The following is a 19,226-nucleotide window of genomic DNA, read 5'->3' as shown; positions in this document are numbered from 1 at the left end:
GTCGTCGCGGATCGCGTCGCGAGCGTGCTCGGGCATGTCCGCCACGGCGGCCTCGCGCAGCACGTCGCGGTCGAAGTCTGTGATGGGCGCCTGCTTGCCCTCGGCATCCACGACCATGAGGCCCTGCGTGCGCGGCTCGATCGTGAGCGGACGCGCGAACGACGAGCCCGTCGCGTCGACGATGTGGAAGTGGCCGTCCTCGCCGAGCTCGGCACCCGAGGGGCCGAGGTGCAGCGAGCCGTCGCCGCCCTTGCGCGCATCCATGCGGAGCTTGATGAGCGAGGCGACGACCGAGACGACCATCGACACGAGGATGACGAGCAGCGAGTGCCACGTCTCGATGTGCGGCACCCACTCGATCGGCTCGCCGCCGTTGATGAACGGCAGCTCGTTGGCCTCCATGGCGTGGAAGACGAGCTTGACGCCGATGAAGCCGAGGATGGCCGCGATGCCGTAGTGCAGGTACACGAGACGGTCGAGCAGGCCACCGAGCAGGAAGTACAGCTGGCGCAGGCCCATGAGGGCGAAGATGTTGCACGCGAAGACGAGGAACGGATCGGTCGTCACCGAGAAGATCGCGGGGATCGAGTCGATCGCGAACAGCAGGTCGGTCGTGCCGAGCGCGACGATCACGAGCAGGAAGGGCGTGACGTACTTCACGCCGTTCTGCGTGATCGTGGCCTTGCCGCCGTTCCACGTGTCGGTGACGTTCACGCGCTTCTTGAGCAGGCGCGTGACGAGGTTGTCCTTCTCGCCCGCGTCGTCCTCGCCGCCGAAGGCCTGCTTGTACGCGACGTACACGAGGTAGGCGCCGAAGATGTAGAAGACCCACGAGAGCTGCTCGACGAGCTGCACGCCGACGAGGATGAAGATGCCTCGCAGCACGATCGCGATGAGGATGCCGATCATCAGCACCCGCTGCTGCATCTCCTTCGGCACCGAGAAGCGGGCCAGGATGATGATGAAGACGAACAGGTTGTCGATCGACAGCGAGTACTCGAGCAGCCAGCCCGTCACGAACTCGCCCGCGTGCTGCGCGTCGCCCATGAGCAGCAGCACGCCCGCGAACACGAGCGCGAGCGACACGTAGAGCACGACCCAGCCGGTCGCCTCCTTCATCGACGGCACGTGCGGGCGCTTGACCACGATGAGGAGGTCGGCGACGAGGATGGCGACGAGGAGCGTCAGCGAGACGATCTCGAAGATCTGATACGGGGTCACTGCAGTGCCTTTCGAGAGGCGATGAGGGTGCGTTCGACTGGCGAACGTCTCTCCCACGTGCTGAGGCACGCCGCCGTGACCGGAGCCCCCGGGGCTCGTGCTGACGATTCACGGCGAATCCGGGATACTCCCCTTCGCATGGGTCATCGTAGCGCTGTCGGCGGCTCGGCAGTGCGCGCCGTGCACGGATGCGACGCCGTACGATCGAGGCATGGCACAGCGGTGGTCGATCTCGAACGCGCTTCGCGGGATGTTCCAGCGGGAGACGATCACCGACGACACGTGGGACGACCTCGAGACGGCCCTCATCACCGCCGACTTCGGACCCGACATCGCCGAGGAGGTCGTCGAGGCGCTGCGCGCCGACGTCGCCCGGCTGATGATCGACGACCCGCGCGAGCTCAAGCGCATGCTGCGCGAGCGGCTCGAGGAGCGCTTCGCGGCGTACGACCCCACGCTCACGCTGCAGGAGCGCCCCGCGGTCATCCTCGTCGTCGGCGTCAACGGCGTCGGCAAGACGACGACGATCGGCAAGCTCGCCCGCCTGCTCTCGAGCCACGGCCAGTCGGTCGTCGTCGGCGCGGCCGACACGTTCCGCGCCGCCGCCGTCGAGCAGCTCGCGACGTGGGCGCAGCGCGCCGGCGTCGAGGTCGTGCGACCCGAGCGCGAGGGGCAGGACCCCGCATCCGTCGCCTTCCAGACGGTCGAGCGGGCGAAGACGGGGAACATCGCGATGTGCATCGTCGACACCGCCGGCCGCCTGCAGACGAAGGGCGGCCTCATGGACGAGCTCGGCAAGATCCGCCGCGTCGTCGAGAAGCAGGCGCCCGTGTCGGAGGTGCTGCTCGTGCTCGACGCGACGACGGGCCAGAACGGCGTCGCCCAGGCGCAGGCCTTCATCGAGCACGCGGGCGTCACGGGCCTGGTCATCACGAAGCTCGACGGCTCGGCGAAGGGCGGCTTCGTGCTCGCCGTGCAGGAGCGCACGGGCATCCCGATCAAGCTCATCGGCCAGGGCGAGGGCATCGACGACCTCACGGGCTTCACGCCGCACGTGTTCGTCGAGCAGCTCGTCGGCTAGGGAGACGGCTCCGCGTCGAGCGCGAAGACGACGACGTCGAGGATGGCGTCGACGGGCATCCCCGGGTAGTACCGCGAGCGCAGCAGGTCGACGTACTCGCGCATGTCGGTGCCGGGCTCGGCGTGCACGGCTGCGGGGGAGACACCGGCGAGCGCCACGCGCTCGACGGAGCGCACACGAACCCGGACCCGCTCGTCGCCGTCGAACGTCAGCGTCGCCGGCCCGGGTGCGATCGGCTCGCGCCAGCGCACCGTGACGGTCTTCGACCCGTCGAGCACCGCTGCGCGGTGGCGCGGATGCATGGCGATCGTCTGCGGCGCGACCGTGGCGCGCAGGTGCTCGGCGAGCGCATCGACGTCGATGCGGGCGTGGCATCGAGGGTGATGGTCGCGAGCGATGCCCGACACCACGTCGTCGAGGCTCGGCGCGCTCACGCCGCGCTCGGCGCAGCGATGACGCAGCGTCTCGAGGTACGCCTCGACGAGCTCGGTCGCAGCCACCGGCTCGACGGCGAACGCGTCCGCGACGAGCATCGTGGTGGACGGGCCCGGCCCGCCGAATGCACCCGTCGTCGCGATCTCGATCGCCGACGCCCCCGCGAGGTCCTGCCCGGCGGCGAGCAGCAGCTGCCGGTAGTGGTCGCGGGGGATCGTGGCGACGTCGTCGCGTGCACGCGGGGACGCGACGCCCTCCGCGCCATCCAGGTCGACGGTGCCGTCGAACGACACGGCGGCGTCGATGCGCGCGAGCATCCGGTCGCTCATGGGCGGCAGCGCGTCGAGGGAGAACCAGCCGACGTCGACCGACTCCTCGTCGGCGACATGGGCGTCGCCCGAGACGTAGCGGCAGCGCAGCACGTGGTCGAGGTAGTGCGCGCTGTCGCCGTTCACGTACGTGCGCGGCGGGATGACGTGCACGCGCACGAGCGCCTCGACCTCCACGACGACCCCCGCCTCCTCGAGCGCCTCGCGCACCGCGGTCGTCGCGGGATGCTCGCCCGGGTCGACGATGCCCGTGACGGGCGTCCACGCGCCGGTGTCCGCTCGCCGCACGAGCAGCACGCGGTCGTCGTCGAGGATGACGGCGGTCGCGCCCGCGAGCCACAGGAGGTCGTGGCCGACGTGCTCGCGCAGCCGCAGGATGAAGTCGGGCGTGGGCATGCGGGCACGGTAGCAACCGCGCATGGCCGACGCCGGTACCATCGGAGGCACCATGGCAGCGTTCGGCTCTCTCTCCACCCGGCTCACCGACTCCCTCGCGAAGCTGCGCACGAAGGGCAAGCTGACGCCGTCGGACATCGACGGCACCGTCCGCGAGATCCGTCGCGCGCTGCTCGACGCCGACGTCGCGCTCGACGTCGTCAAGGACTTCTGCGGCCGCATCCGCGAGCGCGCCCTCGGCGCCGAGGTCGCGTCGTCGCTCAACCCGGCGCAGCAGGTGGTGCAGATCGTCAACCAGGAGCTCGTCGCGATCCTCGGCGGCGACCAGCGTCGCCTCGAGCTCGCGAAGACGCCGCCGACGATCATCATGCTCGCGGGCCTGCAGGGTGCCGGCAAGACGACCCTCGCGGGCAAGCTCGCGAAGCACCTCGCCGGCGAGGGGCATACGCCGATCCTCGTCGCGGCCGACCTCCAGCGCCCCAACGCCGTCACGCAGCTCGAGGTCGTCGCCGGCCAGGCCGGCGTCGCCGTCTACGCGCCCGAGCCCGGCAACGGCGTCGGCGACCCCGTGAAGGTCGCCCGCGACGGCGTCGCGCTCGCGAAGAGCCGCCAGCACGACATCGTCATCGTCGACACCGCCGGCCGTCTCGGCGTCGACGCCGAGCTCATGCAGCAGGCCGCGAAGATCCGCAAGGCGATCGACCCCGACGAGGTGCTGTTCGTCATCGACGCGATGATCGGCCAGGACGCCGTCGCGACCGCGAAGGCCTTCCAGGAGGGCGTCGACTTCACGGGCGTGGTGCTCACGAAGCTCGACGGCGACGCGCGCGGTGGCGCCGCGCTGTCGATCCGTGGCGTCACGGGCCGCCCCATCCTCTTCGCCTCCACGGGCGAGCGCCTCGAGGACTTCGAGCCGTTCCACCCCGACCGCATGGCGAGCCGCATCCTCGACCTCGGCGACATCCTCACCCTCATCGAGCAGGCGCAGAAGTCGTTCGACGAGGAGGAGGCGCGCCGCGTCGCCGAGGCGATGCTCACCGACTCGTTCACGCTCGAGGACTTCCTGAAGCAGCTGCAGCAGGTGCGCAAGGCCGGCAACTTCAAGCAGATGCTCGGCATGCTGCCGGGCGCGAAGGGCCTGCGCGAGGCGATCGACGGCTTCGACGAGGGCGAGTTCGCCCGCACGGAGGCGATCATCCTGTCGATGACGCCGCGCGAGCGGAAGCAGTCGAAGATCCTCAACGGCTCGCGCCGCCTGCGCATCGCGCGCGGCGCCGGCGTCACCGTCACCGAGGTCAACCAGCTCATGCAGCGGTTCGACCAGGCGGCGAAGATGATGAAGACCGTCGCGAAGGGCGGCATGCCGAACATCCCCGGCATGGGCCCCGTGCCCGGCGCGCACGGCATGGGCAAGCGCCAGCCGAAGCAGCAGGTGTCGAAGGGCAAGCGCTCGGGCAACCCGGCGAAGCGTGCGGCGCAGCCCATCGAGGCACCCGCGCAGCAGGGCTCGGTCTTCGGCGGCGGCCAGGCGGCGCCGAACCTCGCGGACATGAGCCCCGAGGATCAGGCTGCGCTGCAGAAGATGCTCGGAGGCGGGCGCTAGCCCCGAGCCACGACGCGGATGCGCGCCTAGGCTGAGGCCATGGTCGCCTTCGACATCCCCACCCGCATCGGCGTGCAGGTCTCGCCCCAGCACGCCACGTTCCAGCAGTCGATCGACGCCGTGCGTCGCCTCGAGGACATGGGCGTCGACGCCGTGTTCAACTGGGACCACTTCTACCCCCTGTCGGGGGAGCCCGACGGCGAGCACTTCGAGTGCACGACGCAGCTCGCTGCCTGGGCGCAGGCGACCGAGCGCGTCGAGCTCGGGCCGCTCGTGTTCTGCAACTCGTACCGCAACCCCGACCTGCTCGCCGACGTCTCGCGCACGCTCGACCACATCTCGAACGGCCGCTTCATCCTCGGCATCGGCGCCGGCTGGTTCGAGCGCGACTACGACGAGTACGGCTACGAGTTCGGCACGCCGGGCACGCGCATCGGCGCGCTCGCCGAGGCCATGCCGCGCATCGAGGCGCGCCTCGCGAGGCTGAACCCGGCGCCCGTGCGCCACATGCCCGTGCTCATCGGCGGTGGCGGCGAGCGGAAGACGCTGCGCATCGTCGCGCAGCATGCCGACATCTGGCACTCGTTCGCGGGTCCCGACGAGCTCCAGCACAAGCTCGACGTGCTGCAGGGGCACGCGGACGAGATCGGTCGCGACATCTCCGGCATGGTCGTGTCGAACGGCGCCAGCATCCGCCAGGGCGTGGGCGGCCGCGGCCTCGACCGCCTCGACGCGCTGCACGAGCTCGGCACCCGCTTCGTCACGATCTCGATCTCGGGGGACGACGGTCCCGACGGCTACGACGTCGACGGCATCCAGCCGTTCCTCGACTGGCGCGACGCGAAGAACGCCTGACGCGCCGCGTCGCCGGCGAGACGTGCGCGGATCCGGCCCCTCGATGCGCTGAGCGCCGCGAGGGGCCGGATCCGCGCACCTTCCTCCGAGCAGGCTCTTGACGATCCACTTGCTTTTTGCAAGCATCGTGCCAGACGGCCCGACGACGGGTCGCCGACTCGATCGGAGCCCCCATGTCCACGATGGTGTTCGTCAACCTCCCCGTCACCGACCTCGATCGCGCCAAGGCGTTCTACGAGGGCCTCGGCTGGAGCATCAACCCGCTCTTCACCGACGAGAACGCCGCGTGCGTCGTCGTGTCGGACACGATCGCGTTCATGATCCTGCGCCGCGAGTACTTCCAGACGTTCACGTCGAAGCCCATCGGCGACCCCAGCACCACGGCGTCGGTCGCCGTCGCCATCAGCCGGGACTCCCGCGAGGCCGTCGCCGAGATCGCCGACGCCGCCGTGGCATCGGGCGGCACGCGCTCGCGCGACGCGCAGGACTACGGCTTCATGGTGCAGCAGCAGGTCGAGGACCCCGATGGCAACATCCTCGAGTTCCTGTGGATGGACCCGAAGGCCGCCGAGCAGGGCCCGGAGGCGTTCATGGCCGAGGGCGGCGCCGACTCCTGATGGCCGCCCGTTCCTACGGGCAGCACGACGGCGTCACGAGGGCCCTCGAGCTCGTCGGCGATCGATGGGCGCTGCTCGTCGTGCGCGACCTGCTCGTGGGCCCTCGCCGCTACGGGGACCTGCGGGCGGGCCTGCCGCGCATCCCCACGAACATCCTCGCGACCCGCCTCGCGGAGCTGGTCGAGGCGGGCGTCGCCGTGAAGACGCCCGTGAAGCGCATGGGCACCGTCTACGAGCTCACGGCCCTCGGCCGCGAGCTCGAGCCGATCGTGCTGGGTCTCGCGCGATGGGGCATGCGGTCGCTCGCCGAGCCCGCCGCCGACGACGTCGTCACGTCGGACGCCCTCGCGACGGCGCTGCGCGCGGCGTTCGTGCCGGGCGGCGCGGCGTTCGTCGCCGACGTGCTCGCCGACGGCGTCGCGCTGCGCGTGCGCGTGGCGGGCGATCGGCTCGACGTCGCGACGGTCGCGCTCGAGCGACCGGAGACCGGCGAGGCCGGCGCCGCGGCGCGCGCGCTGCGCGACCTCGAGCCGGACGCGGTGCTGCGGGCGACGCACGCGCTGCAGCGTGCGCTCGCCGGCACGGCGGCCATCGACGGCACGCTCACGCTCGTCGAGGGCGATCCGTCGGTGGGGCGGGCGTTCGCGGCGGCGTTCGCGGCCTGAGGGCTATGCCCGCATCGTCGCCACGAGGTGCTCGAGCACGCCCTCCATGCCGTCCGAGATCATCGCCTCGCGCTGCTGCGCCGCGGATCCGCCGTCGGCGAGCACCTGCACGGCCGCCGCGATGCCCTCGGTCGCGCCGAGGTCCTCGGCGATCGGCTCGAGGCGCTCGAGCGTCGAGTGCAGCACCTCGGCGACCCGCATCGTCGCGCCCTCGGCCGTCGTGATCATCACGGCGTCGAGGCCGAAGCGCGCGGTGCGCCAACGGTTCTCGCGCACGAGCCACGACGGGATGCGCTCGGGCGCCGTGCCGTCGTCGAGCGCGCGCATGCGCTCCTCGACGAGGCAGTGGGTGAGCGCCGTGACGGCGTGGACGTGGGCGAGCGACGGTGCACCGTCGGCGATGCGCGCCTCGACCGTGCCGAGCCGAGGCGACGGCCGCACGTCCCAGCGCAGCTCCGTCAGCCCATCCGCCGCACCCACGTGCACGAGGTCGTGCGCCACGCGCTCCCACGTCGCCCAGTCGGGCATCTCGGGCGGCAGGCCCGCGTTCGGGATCTGCTGGAAGAGCATGGCGCGCTGCGAGGCGTAGCCGGAGTCGTGCCCCGCCCAGTACGGGCTCGACGCCGACAGGGCGAGGATGAGCGGCAGATGGTCGAGCAGCGCGTGCAGCACCGGGATGGCCTGCCGCTCGGGCCGATCCATGCCGACGTGGTTGTGCACGCCGAAGATCAGCAGTCGCTCGGCCCACGAGCCGCCGTGCTCGATGAGCCTGCGGTACCTGGGGGAGTCCGACACGGGCTGGCCCCGCCACTGCGCCGTGGGATGCGTGCCCGAGCCGATCACGTCGACGCCCTCGGCGTCCGCCGCGTCGAGCACGAGGTCGCGCAGCTCGCGGACCTCGGCGATCGCCGACTCGGTGGAGTCGTGGATGCCGGTGACGAGCTCGACGGTGTTCTGCAGGAACTCGCCCTTCACGCGCTCGTCGTCGATGCGCGCGAGCACGGCCGGCGCCGCCGGCGCGAGGTCGCGCGTGGTGCGGTCGACGAGCTGCAGCTCCCACTCGACGCCGAGGGTGCCACGCTTCGAGGGGGCGAAGTCCATGGCGCCAGCGTAGGGGCGCGGGCGGCTCGCGACGCGCGCCGCGCGTCACGCGACGCAAGGTCCGCCCCGGATGTGCCAGAATGGTGGGTCGAGTCCGCTCCTTCCACCCTCTACCGGAAGGGCAGGCTCCCACCGCCTTCCCTCCCCACGTCCCCGCCGTGGCCCGAGGGGTGCACACACCTCACGAGAACCACCAGGAGAACTGTGGCTGTCAAGATCCGACTCAAGCGCCTCGGCAAGATGCGCGCCCCGTACTACCGCATCGTCGTGGCCGACTCGCGCACCAAGCGCGACGGCCGCGTGATCGAGGAGATCGGTCTGTACCACCCGACCGAGAACCCCTCGCGCATCGAGGTCGACGGCGAGCGTGCGCAGTACTGGCTCGGCGTCGGCGCGCAGCCGACCGAGCAGGTCGCCGCCATCCTCAAGCTCACGGGCGACTGGGGCAAGTTCCAGGGCGACGAGAACGCCGTCTCGACCGTGCAGCAGCCGGAGGCCAAGGTCGCCTTCGTCGCCGACGAGAAGAAGGCCACGGTCCTCAAGCCCAAGGCCGAGAAGAAGGCCGAGGCGCCCGCCGCCGAGGAGCCCGCGGAGGCTCCCGCCGACGAGGCGACGGCCGACGCCGACGCCGAGACCAAGGGCGAGTAGCGCATGCTCGCCGCGGCGCTGAAGCACCTCGTCTCGGGCATCGTCGATCGCCCTGACGAGGTCGCCGTCGCGTCGCGCGAGACCCCGCGCGGCGAGGTCCTCGAGGTGCGCGTGCACCCCGAGGACCTCGGCCGCGTCATCGGCCGTGGAGGCCGTACCGCGACCGCGCTGCGCACCGTCGTCGGTGCGCTGGCGCAGGGGCGCCGCGTCCGTGTCGACGTGGTGGACACCGATTCCTGAGCGCACGCGGACCCAGCTGCGCGTCGGACGCCTCGTCAAGGCGCACGGCCTCAAGGGTGCGCTGAAGATCGAGCTCTACACCGACGAGCCCGAGCGCCGCTTCACGGCGGGCGCCGAGTTCTCGCTGCAGGTGCCCACGTCGTCGAAGTGGCACCGCAAGACGCTGACGATGACCGACTTCAAGGTCTTCAACGGCAACCCCGTCGGATTCTTCGAGGGCATCGACGACCGAGCCGAGGCCGAGACCCTCGTGAAGGCCGTGCTCTGGGTCGAGCAGGATGCGACCGAGCTGCCCGCCGAGCCCGACGCCTGGTACCAGCACCAGCTCGCGAACCTCGAGGTGTGGCGCGACGGCGTCATGGTGGGCCGCATCGCCCGCATCGACCCCATGCCGGCGCAGGACCTGCTCGTGATCGCCAACGGCGACACCGAGGTGCTGCTGCCGTTCGTGCGCGCCTTCGTGCCCACGGTCGACCTGCAGAACGGCCGCGTCGAGATCACGCCGCCGAACGGCCTCTTCGAGGACCCGGATCCCGCCGACGCCGAGCCGGAGCCCAGGGGCGCCGGTCGTCGCGCGGACGCGGCGGAGGCCGACGCGGATGCGAGCCAGGCCGACGCGGATGCGACCGACGGCGACGCACCCGACTCCGCAGCACCCGCACCCGAGGCGGATGCCGAGGCGCAGCCCGCATCCGAGGCTGCACCCGCGAAGGACTGACGTGCGCATCGACGTCGTCACGATCTTCCCCGAGTTCTTCTCGGTGCTCGACGTGTCGCTGCTGGGCCGCGGTCGGCAGCGGGGGCTCGTCGAGACCCACGTGCACGACCTGCGCGACTTCACCTTCGACCGGCACCGCACCGTCGACGACACCCCGTACGGCGGGGGAGCGGGCATGGTCATGAAGCCCGAGCCCTGGGGCGACGCCTTCGACCGCGTGCTCGGGCCGCACGACGCGGCCGCGCCGCCGTCGGATGCGATCGTCGTGTTCCCCTCGCCCGCCGGCGAGCGCTTCACGCAGGCCGTCGCGCGCGAGCTGGCGGACGCATCCCACCTCGTCTTCGCGTGCGGACGCTACGAGGGCATCGACTCGCGCGTCGCCGAGCACGTCGCATCCCGCGCGACCGTGCGCGAGCTGAGCCTCGGCGACTACGTGCTCAACGGCGGCGAGGTCGCCGTCGTCGCGATGCTCGAGGCCATCACGCGCCTCGTGCCGGGCATGGTCGGCAACCCGGAGTCGATCGTCGAGGAGAGCCACAGCGACGGCCTGCTCGAGTACCCGATCTACACGAAGCCCGCGTCGTGGCGAGGCCTCGACGTGCCCGACGTGCTGCGCTCGGGCGACCACGGCAAGGTGGCGGCGTGGCGCCACGCCCAGGCGGTCGAGCGCACCAGGCGCGTGCGGCCCGACCTGCTGGCCGACGACGCCGACGCGTCCTGAGCGTCGCGCCCGCCGCCGCCGCCTCATCGGCCGCTGAGGGCGAACGCACGGGCGCGTCCGCCGTGCGACTCGCTACGCTCGCGCCATGCGCCGCGCGTTCCTGCCGATCATGATCGCCTCGGTCGTCGTGCTGCCCGTCTGGGTGCTCGTGGGTCGAGCGCTGTTCGGCGCCCCGCTCGCGCAGGCGATCCTGCCGCTCGCCCTCCTCACGCCCCTCCTCGCGGTGCAGATCGGCGCCGTCGCCGGGTTGACCTTCGCGCGCAAGGAGGTGCGCGGCCCGAGGGCCGTGACGTGGCACGACGTGCGCGTCATCGGCCCGTGGCTGCTCGCGATCGTCGTGCTCGGCATGCTCGTGGTCGACGGCACGGGTGCGGGCGCTGCGAGCGCGCTCACGGCGCTCGTCGGCGACGGCGCCCTGACGGCATCCACCGCGCTCGCCGGCGTGCTCGGCCTGCTCGTGGTGCTCGCCGGCCTCGTCATCGCGTACGTGCAGCTGCGCATGCTGCTGCTCGAGACGCGTGCGCGCATGCAGGCGTACGTCGACGAGGTCGCGCACCGGCCGATCGTCGCGCAGGACGCGGTGTTCGAGCAGGCGACGTTCGAGCGCGCCGACGGTCCGCAGGCCGGCCGCACGATCCGCATCGAGCGCGCCACGACCGACTGACCGGCACCGCGTAGGTGGCGACGGTGCGTGGCCGTATGGCAAGATGGGCTCTTGTGCCATGCGCATCCTCTGCCACGGGGGAGCGAGCAGGCGCACACTGACATCCACACTCTTCAGCGGTCGACCTGTGGCGGCCGCGGATTGCGAACGATCATGCACATTCTCGACCACGTCGACGCGGCCTCGCTGCGCTCCGACGTCCCCGACTTCCGCCCCGGCGACAACGTCAAGGTGCACGTGAACATCATCGAGGGCTCGCGTTCGCGCGTCCAGGTGTTCCAGGGCCACGTCATCGCGCGCCAGGGCCGCGGCGTCGGCGAGACCTTCACGGTCCGCAAGGTGTCGTTCCAGGTCGGCGTCGAGCGTACGTTCCCCGTGCACTCGCCCGTCATCGACAAGATCGAGGTCGTCACCAAGGGCGACGTGCGTCGCGCGAAGCTGTACTACCTGCGCAAGCTGCGCGGCAAGGCAGCGAAGATCAAGGAGAAGCGCGACCGCTGAGTCGACGCAGCATCCACGAAGGGGGCCGGTTCGCCGGCCCCCTTCGTCGTGTCCGCGGCGCATGCTCGACGCCACGACACGTGAGCGATGCTCGAACAGCACGGTTGCGCAACGAAGTGGGCGGAAGCACGGTCGCGCCGTCGATCGTGCAGGGTTCGCGGCCCTAGGCTTGGACGCTGGCGAAGGGCGGGACATGGCGACGACGGCCGACAGGCGCGGATCCAGGACGATCGTCCTGTTCCTTCGAGACCTCGCGGTCATCTTCCTCGCGGCGCTGCTGATCTCGTTCCTCGTGAAGACGTTCCTCGTGCGACCGTTCTACATCCCGTCGCCGTCGATGGCGACGACGCTCGAGGTCGACGACCGCGTCATCGTGAGCCTGCTCACGCCGGACCTCGTGCAGCTCGAGCGCGGCGACGTCGTCGTGTTCGAGGACCCGGATGCGTGGCTGCCCGACCCCCAGGTCGACCAGCCCGAGGGCGTCGCGGGTGCCGTCGACTGGTTCCTGACCTTCGTGGGCCTCGCGCCCGACGACAGCCACGGCTACCTCATCAAGCGCGTCATCGGCCTGCCGGGCGACCACGTCGTCTGCTGCAACGACTTCGGCCAGATCACGATCAACGGCGTGCCCATCGACGAGACCGACTACATCACGCTCGACCAGGAGGGGCTGCCCGCCTCGGGCACCGACTTCGACGTCGTCGTGCCCGAGGGTCACCTGTGGGTGCTCGGCGACAACCGCTACCACTCGGCGGACTCGCGCGCCCACATCGACGAGCCGACGGGCGGCTTCGTGCCGATCTCCGACGTCGTCGGTCGCGCGATCGTCGTGTCGTGGCCCGTGGGCCGCTGGCAGTGGATCGACGACCACGACGAGGTGTTCTCGGGCGTCGGATCGGGCGGCGAGTGACCGTGGGCGGCCGATGACCGTCGACCCGACCCTCGAGGTCGAGACGGGGCTGTGGGATCGGCGCCCGCTCGTGATCGGCATGGACGAGGTGGGCCGCGGCGCGCTCGCCGGCCCCGTGAGCGTCGGCGCGTTCGCGCTCACCCGGTGCGACGTCGTGCCCGAGGGGCTGCGCGACTCGAAGGCGATGACGGCGAAGGCGCGCGAGCGCACGGCGCCGATCGTCCGCGAGTGGGGGATCGCAGCCGTCGGCCACGCATCCGCCGCCGAGATCGACGCCGTCGGCATCATGGCGGCGCTGGCGATCGCGGGCCGTCGCGCGCTCGAGGAGCTGCACGCCGCGGGCGTCGACGTGGTGTCGAGCGCGCTGCTGCTCGACGGCTCGCACGACTGGCTGAGCCCGCGCCTGCGCCGTCCCCTCGCGATCACGCTGCGGCCGAAGGCCGACCGCGACTGCGGCTCGGTCGCGGGTGCGGCGTGCGTCGCGAAGGTCGAGCGCGACGCGCTCATGGTCGCGCACGACGCCGAGCACCCCGGCTACGGGTGGGCGTCGAACAAGGGGTACGCCGCCGCCGTGCACATGGACGCCATCCGCACGCTCGGGGCGACGCGCCTCCATCGCCGCACGTGGCTCAAGTCCGATGGTGCCGTGCGCGCCTCCGCCGCCGCGTAGGATCGATCCCGTGGAGCCAGAGGACATCGACGACTACGACCGTGAGGTCGAGCTGCAGCTCTTCCGCGAGTACCGCGACGTCGTCGGCACGTTCCGCTACGTCGTCGAGACGGAGCGCCGCTTCTACCTCGCGAACGACGTGCAGCTGACGCGCCAGGACGCGGGCAACGACTTCTACTTCGAGCTCGAGCTCACCGACGTGTGGGTGTGGGACATCTACCGCGCCGATCGCTTCGTGAAGAACGTGCGGGTGCTGACGTTCAAGGACGTCAACGTCGAGGAGCTCTCCGACCGCGACCTCGAGCTGCCGAAGGACCTCGCGATCGAGGGCTGACGCTCCCGCGTCGCAGGGCTCGCTCCTCCACGAGAGGACTGGGCACTCGCGGTTCCACAGCGACTGATCCTCGCGCCCCGCGCACACGTGGGCCGCGGCAAGGGTCCTGCCGACGGCAGCACGCGGTGGGATGCTCGGCATGCATCCCAAGGATCGACTCGGACGGACGGGCGAGGACGCCGCCGCCGACCTGCTGACGCGGGCCGGCATGCGCATCGTCGACCGCAACTGGCGCTGCAGGCACGGCGAGCTCGACGTCGTCGCACGCGACGGCGCGACGTGGGTCTTCGTCGAGGTGAAGACCCGGCGCGGGCGCCGCTACGGGCATCCGCTCGAGGCCATCACGCGCGAGAAGCTGCGCAGGCTGCGCACGCTCGCGACGCTCTGGATGCAGGCGCACGACGTGCGCGGCCCCATGCGGCTCGACGCCATCGCCGTCGACGCCCCGCACGACGCGCCCATGCGCCTCGAGCACGTGCGAGGCATCCGATGACCGCCATCGTGCGCGTCGTCGGTGCCGCGCGCACCGTCGCGCTGCAGGGGCTCGCCGGCCGGCGGGTCGACGTGGAGGTCGACGTGGCGAGCGGCCTGCCGAGCGTGCGCGTCGTGGGGATGCCGGATGCGGCGATCCGCGAGGCGCAGCACCGCACGCAGTCGGCGATCGAGACGTCGGGGTTCGAGTTCCCCGGCACGCGCGTCGTCATCAACCTCACGCCCGCGTCGCTGCCGAAGGCCGGTACGCACCTCGACCTCCCGATGGCCATCGCGGTGCTGCGCGCGATCGGCGTCGTGCCGCCCGAGCGCGACGCCGCGCTGTTCGGCGAGCTGGGCCTCGACGGACGGCTGCAGCCGCTGCGCGGCGTGCTGCCGCTCGTGCGCGCCGCCGCGCTCGACGGGGCAGACGAGGTGCTCGTGCCGCACGCGAACGCCGACGAGGCATCGCTCGTCGAGGGCGTGCGCGTGCGCGCCGTCGCGAGCCTGCGCGAGGCGGCGATCGCCCTCGGCGCCGACGTCGAGCCCGTGCCCGTCGAGCCGGCCACGCTCCGCGTGCCGCCCGAGACGACGCGGGCCGTGCCCGACCTCGCCGACGTCATCGGCAACCTCCACGCCGTCGAGGCGCTGCAGGTCGCCGCCGCGGGCGCGCACCACATGCTCATGCTCGGCCCGCCCGGTGCCGGCAAGACCATGCTCGCGTCGCGCCTGCCCGGGCTGCTGCCCGAGCTCGACGTCGACCAGGCCCTCGACGTGGCGTCGATGCGCTCGCTCTCGGGCATCGCCTGCGCCTCCCTCGACCGCACGCCGCCGTTCGAGGCGCCGCACCATTCGGCGACCGCCGGCGCGCTCGTCGGCGGCGGTGGGGCGCTCATCCGGCCCGGAGCCGTGTCGCGAGCGTCGCACGGCGTGCTGTTCCTCGACGAGAGCCCCGAGTTCTCGCGCGTCGTGCTCGACGGGCTGCGCGAGCCGCTCGAGTCGGGCGTCATCGAGATCCACCGCTCGGCGGCGACCGCCGTGTTCCCCGCCGCGTTCCAGCTCGTGCTCGCCGCGAACCCGTGCCCGTGCGGGCATCACGGCACCGGCCAGTGCCGATGCGTGCCGCAGCAGCGCCGTCGCTACCTCGGCAGGCTGTCCGGGCCCCTGCTCGACCGCGTCGACCTGCAGGTGACCGTCGATCGCGTGAAGCCCGTCGAGGCCGCGATGCGCGCCGACGAGCCCCGCACATCGACCGCCGTCGCTCGGCAGCGCGTCGCCGCGGCGCGCGAGCGGGCGGCGCATCGTCTGCGCGGCACGCCGTGGCGCGCGATGGGACAGGTGGACGGGCCGTGGCTGCGGCGCACGCATCCGCTGCCGCCCGCCGTCGTCGGCCCGCTCGACGACGCCCTCGCGCGCGGCGCGATCTCGATGCGCGGCTACGACCGCACGCTGCGCGTCGCCTGCACCGTCGCCGACCTCGACGACGCACCCGTGACGCGCGAGCACGTCGGCCGCGCGCTCTTCTACCGACAGGGAGTGCCCTCGTGAGCCGATTCCGCCTGCCAGAGGCCACCATCCGCGAGCTCGTCGCCGGCGTCGCACCGCCGAGCCTCGCGCAGCTCGACGACGACACGGCCGCACGCCTGTTCGCCGCCGCCGCGTGGTCGTGCATCCCCGAGCCCGGCGACGCCGTCGCGGGCACCGCGCGGGACGCGCTGGGCGACGTGCGGGCGCTCGAGCTGCTCGTCGACGGCGCCGCGCCGTCGCGGTGGCTCGCCGAGGCGGGCGACGTCGCCCCCGATCTCGTGCGCCACATGGACGCGGCGGTCGACCGCTGGCGTCCGCGGCTCGACGACGCGCGCGTGCGCCGGGCGCTCGAGCAGGGCGCCGCGTGGGGCCAGACGCTGCTGTCGCCCCTCGCCGAGGAGTGGCCGGCCGGGCTCGACGACCTCGGCCCCCACGCGCCGGCTGCCTTGTGGGTGCGCGGATCGCTGCCGGCGCTCGCCGAGGTGCGACGATCGATCGCGCTCGTCGGCTCGCGCGCCGCGAGCGGCTACGGCGAGCACGTCGCGATGGAGGCCGTCGAGGGGCTCGTGCGGCACGGCTTCGCGACGGTGTCGGGCGCGGCGTACGGCATCGACGCGTGCGTGCACCGCGCGACGATGGCCGTCGGCGGCACGACGATCGCGGTCATGGCGGGTGGGCTCGACCGGCTCTACCCGCCGGGCAACGACGACCTGCTGCGCCGCGTGGAGCGCGAGGGCGCCCTCGTGGCCGAGGTGCCGTGCGGGTCGACGCCTTCGAAGTGGAGGTTCCTCGCGCGCAACCGGCTCATCGCCGCGCTCGCGCAGGCGACGGTCGTGGTCGAGGCGAGCGTACGATCGGGCTCGATCAACACCGCGGGGCACGCCGCGACGCTCGGGCGCCCGCTCGGCGCCGTGCCCGGCCCCGTGACGAGCGGCGCGAGCGCGGGGTGCCATCGGCTCATCCGGGACTACGGCGCGCAGCTCGTGCAGGGTGCCGACGAGATGCGGGCGCTCGTCGACGGCGACGCGCCGCCCACGGGCCTGGACACGCGTGCGGGTGCCGAGGAGACGCGCGTGCTCGACGCGCTCAGCATCCGCCAGCCTCGCGACGCCGACGACCTCGCGGCCCGTGCGGGCATGTCGCTCGCCGAGGTGCGGGCGACGCTCGGTCTGCTCGACCTCTCGGGCGTCGTCGAGCAGCGGGGGAGCGGCTGGGTGCGTCGCGGGGCGACGGCGTGAGCGCGCTCAGGCAGCGTCGGACGCCGCCTGCGCCTCGACGCCGACGAAGAAGTTGTCGCGGAACAGCCCCGTCGGATCGACCTCCGCCTTGATCGCACGCAGACGCGCGAGCGTCGCAGGCGGGAAGGCGCGCTCGAGCAGGGACGGGTCGGTGCGCTGATCGAAGCTGAGGTAAAGGCCGTCCATGACCTCCTCGAGGGCGTGCCAGAGCGCATCGAACTTGGCGGACCTGCCGATGGCCGTGATCGAGAACCGCGCCTCGCGGTGCGCGAACGCCGTCGCGTCGGGGGCGACGTCCTCAGTGGCGCCGCCCATGGCACGGATCTGGAACCACGGCGCGGAGCCCGAGTCGACGAGCGCCGCCGCCCGGCGGGCGAAGGCGGCGTCGATCGACCGTACGAGGCCCGAGCGGAACATCGGCTCGCCGACGGCCGGCTGCCGATCGCCCGCCGTCATGACCTCGTCGTACGTCGCGAGGGTCACGCGCTGCCCCACGAGCGGCGCGAGCGCTGCGAACGGGTTGAGGCGAGCCACGATCGTGTCGGGATCGTCGGAGTCGACGACGCCGTAGACCTGCGCCATCGCGACGCCCTCCCGGCCGGACCGGCCGAGCACGACGAACAGCGTCGTGTCGCGTGGCGTCGCCTCCATCGTGCGGCCGAAGCCCTCGACGAAGGCGGCGACGTCCTCGACCTCGAACGCGAGCTGCGCATGGCCGATCGTGCCCACCTCGGCGGCGCGCACGTCGAACGACGTCACGACGCCCACGTTCGCGCCCGCGCCGCGGATCGCCCACAGCAGCTCGGGGCGCTCGGTCTCGGAGGTGCGCACGACGGAGCCGTCGGCGAGCACGACCTCGGCGCCCACGACCGAGTCGATCGTGAGGCCGTGCGCCCGACCCAGGAGGCCGACGCCGCCCGCGGTCGCGAGCCCGCCGACGCCGACGCCGCCGTAGTCGCCGCTCGAGATCGCCCAGCCGCGCGGCGCGAGCGCCGCCGCGACGTCGACCCACGTCGCACCCGGGCCGAGCCGCACGATGCGCTGCCCCTCGTCGACGACCTCGATGGCGTCGAGCGCGCCGACGTCGAGCACGATGCCGCCGTCGTTCGTCGATCGTCCGCTCACGCCGTGCCCGCCCGAGCGGATGCCGAGCGGCACGCCGGGATGCGCACGAGCGAACCCCACCGCATCCACGACCTCCGCCACCGACCTCGGACGCAGCACGAGCCCCGGCGAGCCGCCGCGCATCGCTGACGACCGCACGCTCGCGTAGGCGAAGTCGCCGGGCTCGACCGCGCGCCCGCGCAGCGACGCAGGCAGCGCGTCGTAGCCGATGCCGTCGCGCCGCGCGGCGAGCGCCGCCGACGACCGGCCCGGCGCCTGCACGCCCGACTCGGCGCGCGCCGCGGCGACGACGTCGCGCAGCGCGGCGCCTGTGCCCTCGGCGAAGCCGCGGATCGTGCGCTCGTCGTCCGCCATGACGATGAACGTCGAGACGCCGTCCTCGAGCGCGAGCCGCACGAGCTCGTCGACTGGCTCGTCGCCGCGGATGTTCAGCAGGCGGCGGATCTCGCGCGGATCGCGCCCGACCGCCTCGGCGGCGGCGTCGATGCGTGCGTTCCCCGCGGCCAGGTCGCCGGGCTGCATGTACGGCAGCGACGGCAGCCAGCCGTCGCCGACCTCGCCCGTGAGGCGCAGCATGCGCGGCTTGTACGCGCCGACGTGGATCGGGATGCGGTGCGCGGGTGCGGGGCCCCGCTTCGCGCCCGCGACGGCGTAGTGCTCGCCGCCGCGCACGCCGCCGCGCGCCTCGGCGTCCCAGAGCTCGCGGATGAGGCCGATGCCCTCACGCAGCGCGTCGATGGACTCACCCGCCGTGAGCCGTCGACCGCCCATCGCCGCGATCGCATCCCAGAACCCGCCTGCGCCGATGCCGAGCTCGAACCGACCGCCGGAGAGCAGGTCGAGCGATGCCGCGGCGCGCGCCGTCACGGGCGCCGGCCGCAGCGGCAGGTTGAGCACGTTGGGGGAGAGCAGCACGCGCTCGGTCTCGGCGGCGACGAACGACAGCAGCGTCCACGTGTCGAGGAAGGCCGGCTGGTACGGGTGGTCCTGGAACGTCACCATGTCGAACCCGGCGTCCTCGCTCGCCTGCGCCAGCGCGACGACGCGGTCGGGATGCGCAGCGCTCGGGGTGATGAACGTGCCCAGCTGCAGCGGGTGGCCGTAGTCCACGGATGCCTCCTCGATTCGTGTTGTGGGACAACCTATCTGTATGGCC

Annotated in this window: 20 protein-coding genes and 1 pseudogene; 17 read left to right on the top strand and 4 right to left on the bottom strand. The window is 72.5% G+C overall.

The window, feature by feature from the left end; genetic code table 11:
- Positions 1–258 precede the first annotated feature (258 nt).
- Positions 259–1,221: pseudogene (locus FS793_RS03690) on the bottom strand (TerC/Alx family metal homeostasis membrane protein); the annotation flags it as partial.
- 211 nt (positions 1,222–1,432) lie between these two features.
- Here FS793_RS03690 and ftsY point away from each other — a divergent pair.
- Positions 1,433–2,302: a signal recognition particle-docking protein FtsY gene (ftsY, locus tag FS793_RS03685; RefSeq protein WP_144718619.1), complete on the top strand. Its 870-nt coding sequence runs from the start codon at positions 1,433–1,435 to the stop codon at positions 2,300–2,302.
- Here the strand turns inward: ftsY and FS793_RS16725 are convergent.
- A complete protein-coding gene (locus tag FS793_RS16725) occupies positions 2,299–3,462 on the bottom strand; it encodes an NUDIX domain-containing protein (RefSeq protein WP_144718616.1) in 1,164 nt (387 codons plus the stop codon). The two genes, ftsY and FS793_RS16725, sit on opposite strands and share 4 nt — an antisense overlap.
- A 52-nt stretch (positions 3,463–3,514) precedes the next feature.
- On the opposite strand from FS793_RS16725, the gene ffh reads away from it, so the two are divergent.
- The 4 genes from ffh (at position 3,515) to FS793_RS03660 (ending at position 7,202) form a co-directional block, all read left to right on the top strand.
- Entirely contained in the window at positions 3,515–5,065 is a 1,551-nt protein-coding gene (gene ffh, locus FS793_RS03675) for a signal recognition particle protein (RefSeq protein ID WP_144719755.1), read from the top strand.
- 39 nt (positions 5,066–5,104) lie between these two features.
- Positions 5,105–5,920 (top strand): LLM class F420-dependent oxidoreductase, encoded by an 816-nt coding sequence (locus tag FS793_RS03670; protein WP_144718613.1) that lies wholly within the window; start codon positions 5,105–5,107, stop codon positions 5,918–5,920.
- Between the two features lie 173 nt (positions 5,921–6,093).
- Entirely contained in the window at positions 6,094–6,537 is a 444-nt protein-coding gene (locus tag FS793_RS03665) for a VOC family protein (protein ID WP_144718610.1), read from the top strand.
- Positions 6,537–7,202 carry a winged helix-turn-helix transcriptional regulator gene (locus FS793_RS03660; RefSeq protein WP_144718606.1) on the top strand — a complete coding sequence of 222 codons (666 nt, stop codon included), beginning with the start codon at positions 6,537–6,539 and terminating at the stop codon, positions 7,200–7,202. Before FS793_RS03665 ends, FS793_RS03660 begins: the two co-directional genes overlap by 1 nt.
- Positions 7,203–7,205: 3 nt before the next feature.
- Here FS793_RS03660 and FS793_RS03655 read toward each other — a convergent pair whose 3' ends face one another.
- Positions 7,206–8,303, bottom strand: a complete 1,098-nt coding sequence (locus FS793_RS03655; RefSeq protein WP_144718603.1) for a YbdK family carboxylate-amine ligase — start codon at positions 8,301–8,303, stop codon at positions 7,206–7,208.
- Between the two features lie 204 nt (positions 8,304–8,507).
- Between FS793_RS03655 and rpsP the strand changes: the two genes are divergently transcribed.
- The 12 genes from rpsP (at position 8,508) to dprA (ending at position 16,945) form a co-directional block, all read left to right on the top strand.
- Positions 8,508–8,951, top strand: coding sequence for a 30S ribosomal protein S16 (rpsP, locus tag FS793_RS03650; protein WP_144718600.1), 444 nt, complete (start codon positions 8,508–8,510; stop codon positions 8,949–8,951).
- A 3-nt stretch (positions 8,952–8,954) separates the two neighbouring features.
- A complete protein-coding gene (locus FS793_RS03645; protein ID WP_092506217.1) occupies positions 8,955–9,191 on the top strand; it encodes an RNA-binding protein in 237 nt (78 codons plus the stop codon).
- Positions 9,163–9,909, top strand: a complete 747-nt coding sequence (rimM, locus tag FS793_RS03640) for a ribosome maturation factor RimM (protein WP_186329299.1) — start codon at positions 9,163–9,165, stop codon at positions 9,907–9,909. Before FS793_RS03645 ends, rimM begins: the two co-directional genes overlap by 29 nt.
- A 1-nt stretch (position 9,910) precedes the next feature.
- Positions 9,911–10,630: a tRNA (guanosine(37)-N1)-methyltransferase TrmD gene (trmD, locus tag FS793_RS03635; RefSeq protein ID WP_144718597.1), complete on the top strand. Its 720-nt coding sequence runs from the start codon at positions 9,911–9,913 to the stop codon at positions 10,628–10,630.
- 85 nt (positions 10,631–10,715) lie between these two features.
- Positions 10,716–11,294, top strand: a complete 579-nt coding sequence (locus tag FS793_RS03630) for a hypothetical protein (protein ID WP_144718594.1) — start codon at positions 10,716–10,718, stop codon at positions 11,292–11,294.
- A gap of 153 nt (positions 11,295–11,447) precedes the next feature.
- Positions 11,448–11,795, top strand: a complete 348-nt coding sequence (gene rplS / locus FS793_RS03625; RefSeq protein ID WP_092506223.1) for a 50S ribosomal protein L19 — start codon at positions 11,448–11,450, stop codon at positions 11,793–11,795.
- 193 nt (positions 11,796–11,988) lie between these two features.
- Positions 11,989–12,705, top strand: a complete 717-nt coding sequence (lepB, locus tag FS793_RS03620; protein ID WP_144718591.1) for a signal peptidase I — start codon at positions 11,989–11,991, stop codon at positions 12,703–12,705.
- 13 nt (positions 12,706–12,718) lie between these two features.
- Complete coding sequence (locus tag FS793_RS03615) at positions 12,719–13,375, top strand: ribonuclease HII (protein WP_144718589.1); 657 nt, start codon at positions 12,719–12,721, stop codon at positions 13,373–13,375.
- Positions 13,344–13,709 carry a DUF2469 domain-containing protein gene (locus FS793_RS03610; protein WP_440130440.1) on the top strand — a complete coding sequence of 122 codons (366 nt, stop codon included), beginning with the start codon at positions 13,344–13,346 and terminating at the stop codon, positions 13,707–13,709. The genes FS793_RS03615 and FS793_RS03610 overlap by 32 nt, the downstream gene beginning before the upstream one ends.
- Positions 13,710–13,839: 130 nt before the next feature.
- Positions 13,840–14,202 (top strand): YraN family protein, encoded by a 363-nt coding sequence (locus FS793_RS03605; protein ID WP_144718583.1) that lies wholly within the window; start codon positions 13,840–13,842, stop codon positions 14,200–14,202.
- Positions 14,199–15,728: a YifB family Mg chelatase-like AAA ATPase gene (locus FS793_RS03600; RefSeq protein WP_144718580.1), complete on the top strand. Its 1,530-nt coding sequence runs from the start codon at positions 14,199–14,201 to the stop codon at positions 15,726–15,728. The genes FS793_RS03605 and FS793_RS03600 overlap by 4 nt, the downstream gene beginning before the upstream one ends.
- A complete protein-coding gene (dprA, locus tag FS793_RS03595; protein ID WP_144718577.1) occupies positions 15,725–16,945 on the top strand; it encodes a DNA-processing protein DprA in 1,221 nt (406 codons plus the stop codon). The genes FS793_RS03600 and dprA overlap by 4 nt, the downstream gene beginning before the upstream one ends.
- A 6-nt stretch (positions 16,946–16,951) precedes the next feature.
- Here dprA and FS793_RS03590 read toward each other — a convergent pair whose 3' ends face one another.
- On the bottom strand, positions 16,952–19,180 hold the full coding sequence (locus tag FS793_RS03590; RefSeq protein WP_260980002.1) for an LLM class flavin-dependent oxidoreductase: 2,229 nt from the start codon (positions 19,178–19,180) through the stop codon (positions 16,952–16,954).
- Between the last annotated feature and the right edge of the window lie 46 nt (positions 19,181–19,226).

The organism is Agrococcus jejuensis (assembly GCF_007679035.1).
GTDB classification, from domain to species: domain Bacteria; phylum Actinomycetota; class Actinomycetes; order Actinomycetales; family Microbacteriaceae; genus Agrococcus; species Agrococcus jejuensis_A.
The sequence above is the reverse complement of the archived record's forward strand: the minus strand, read 5'-3'. Positions and strand labels throughout refer to the sequence as shown.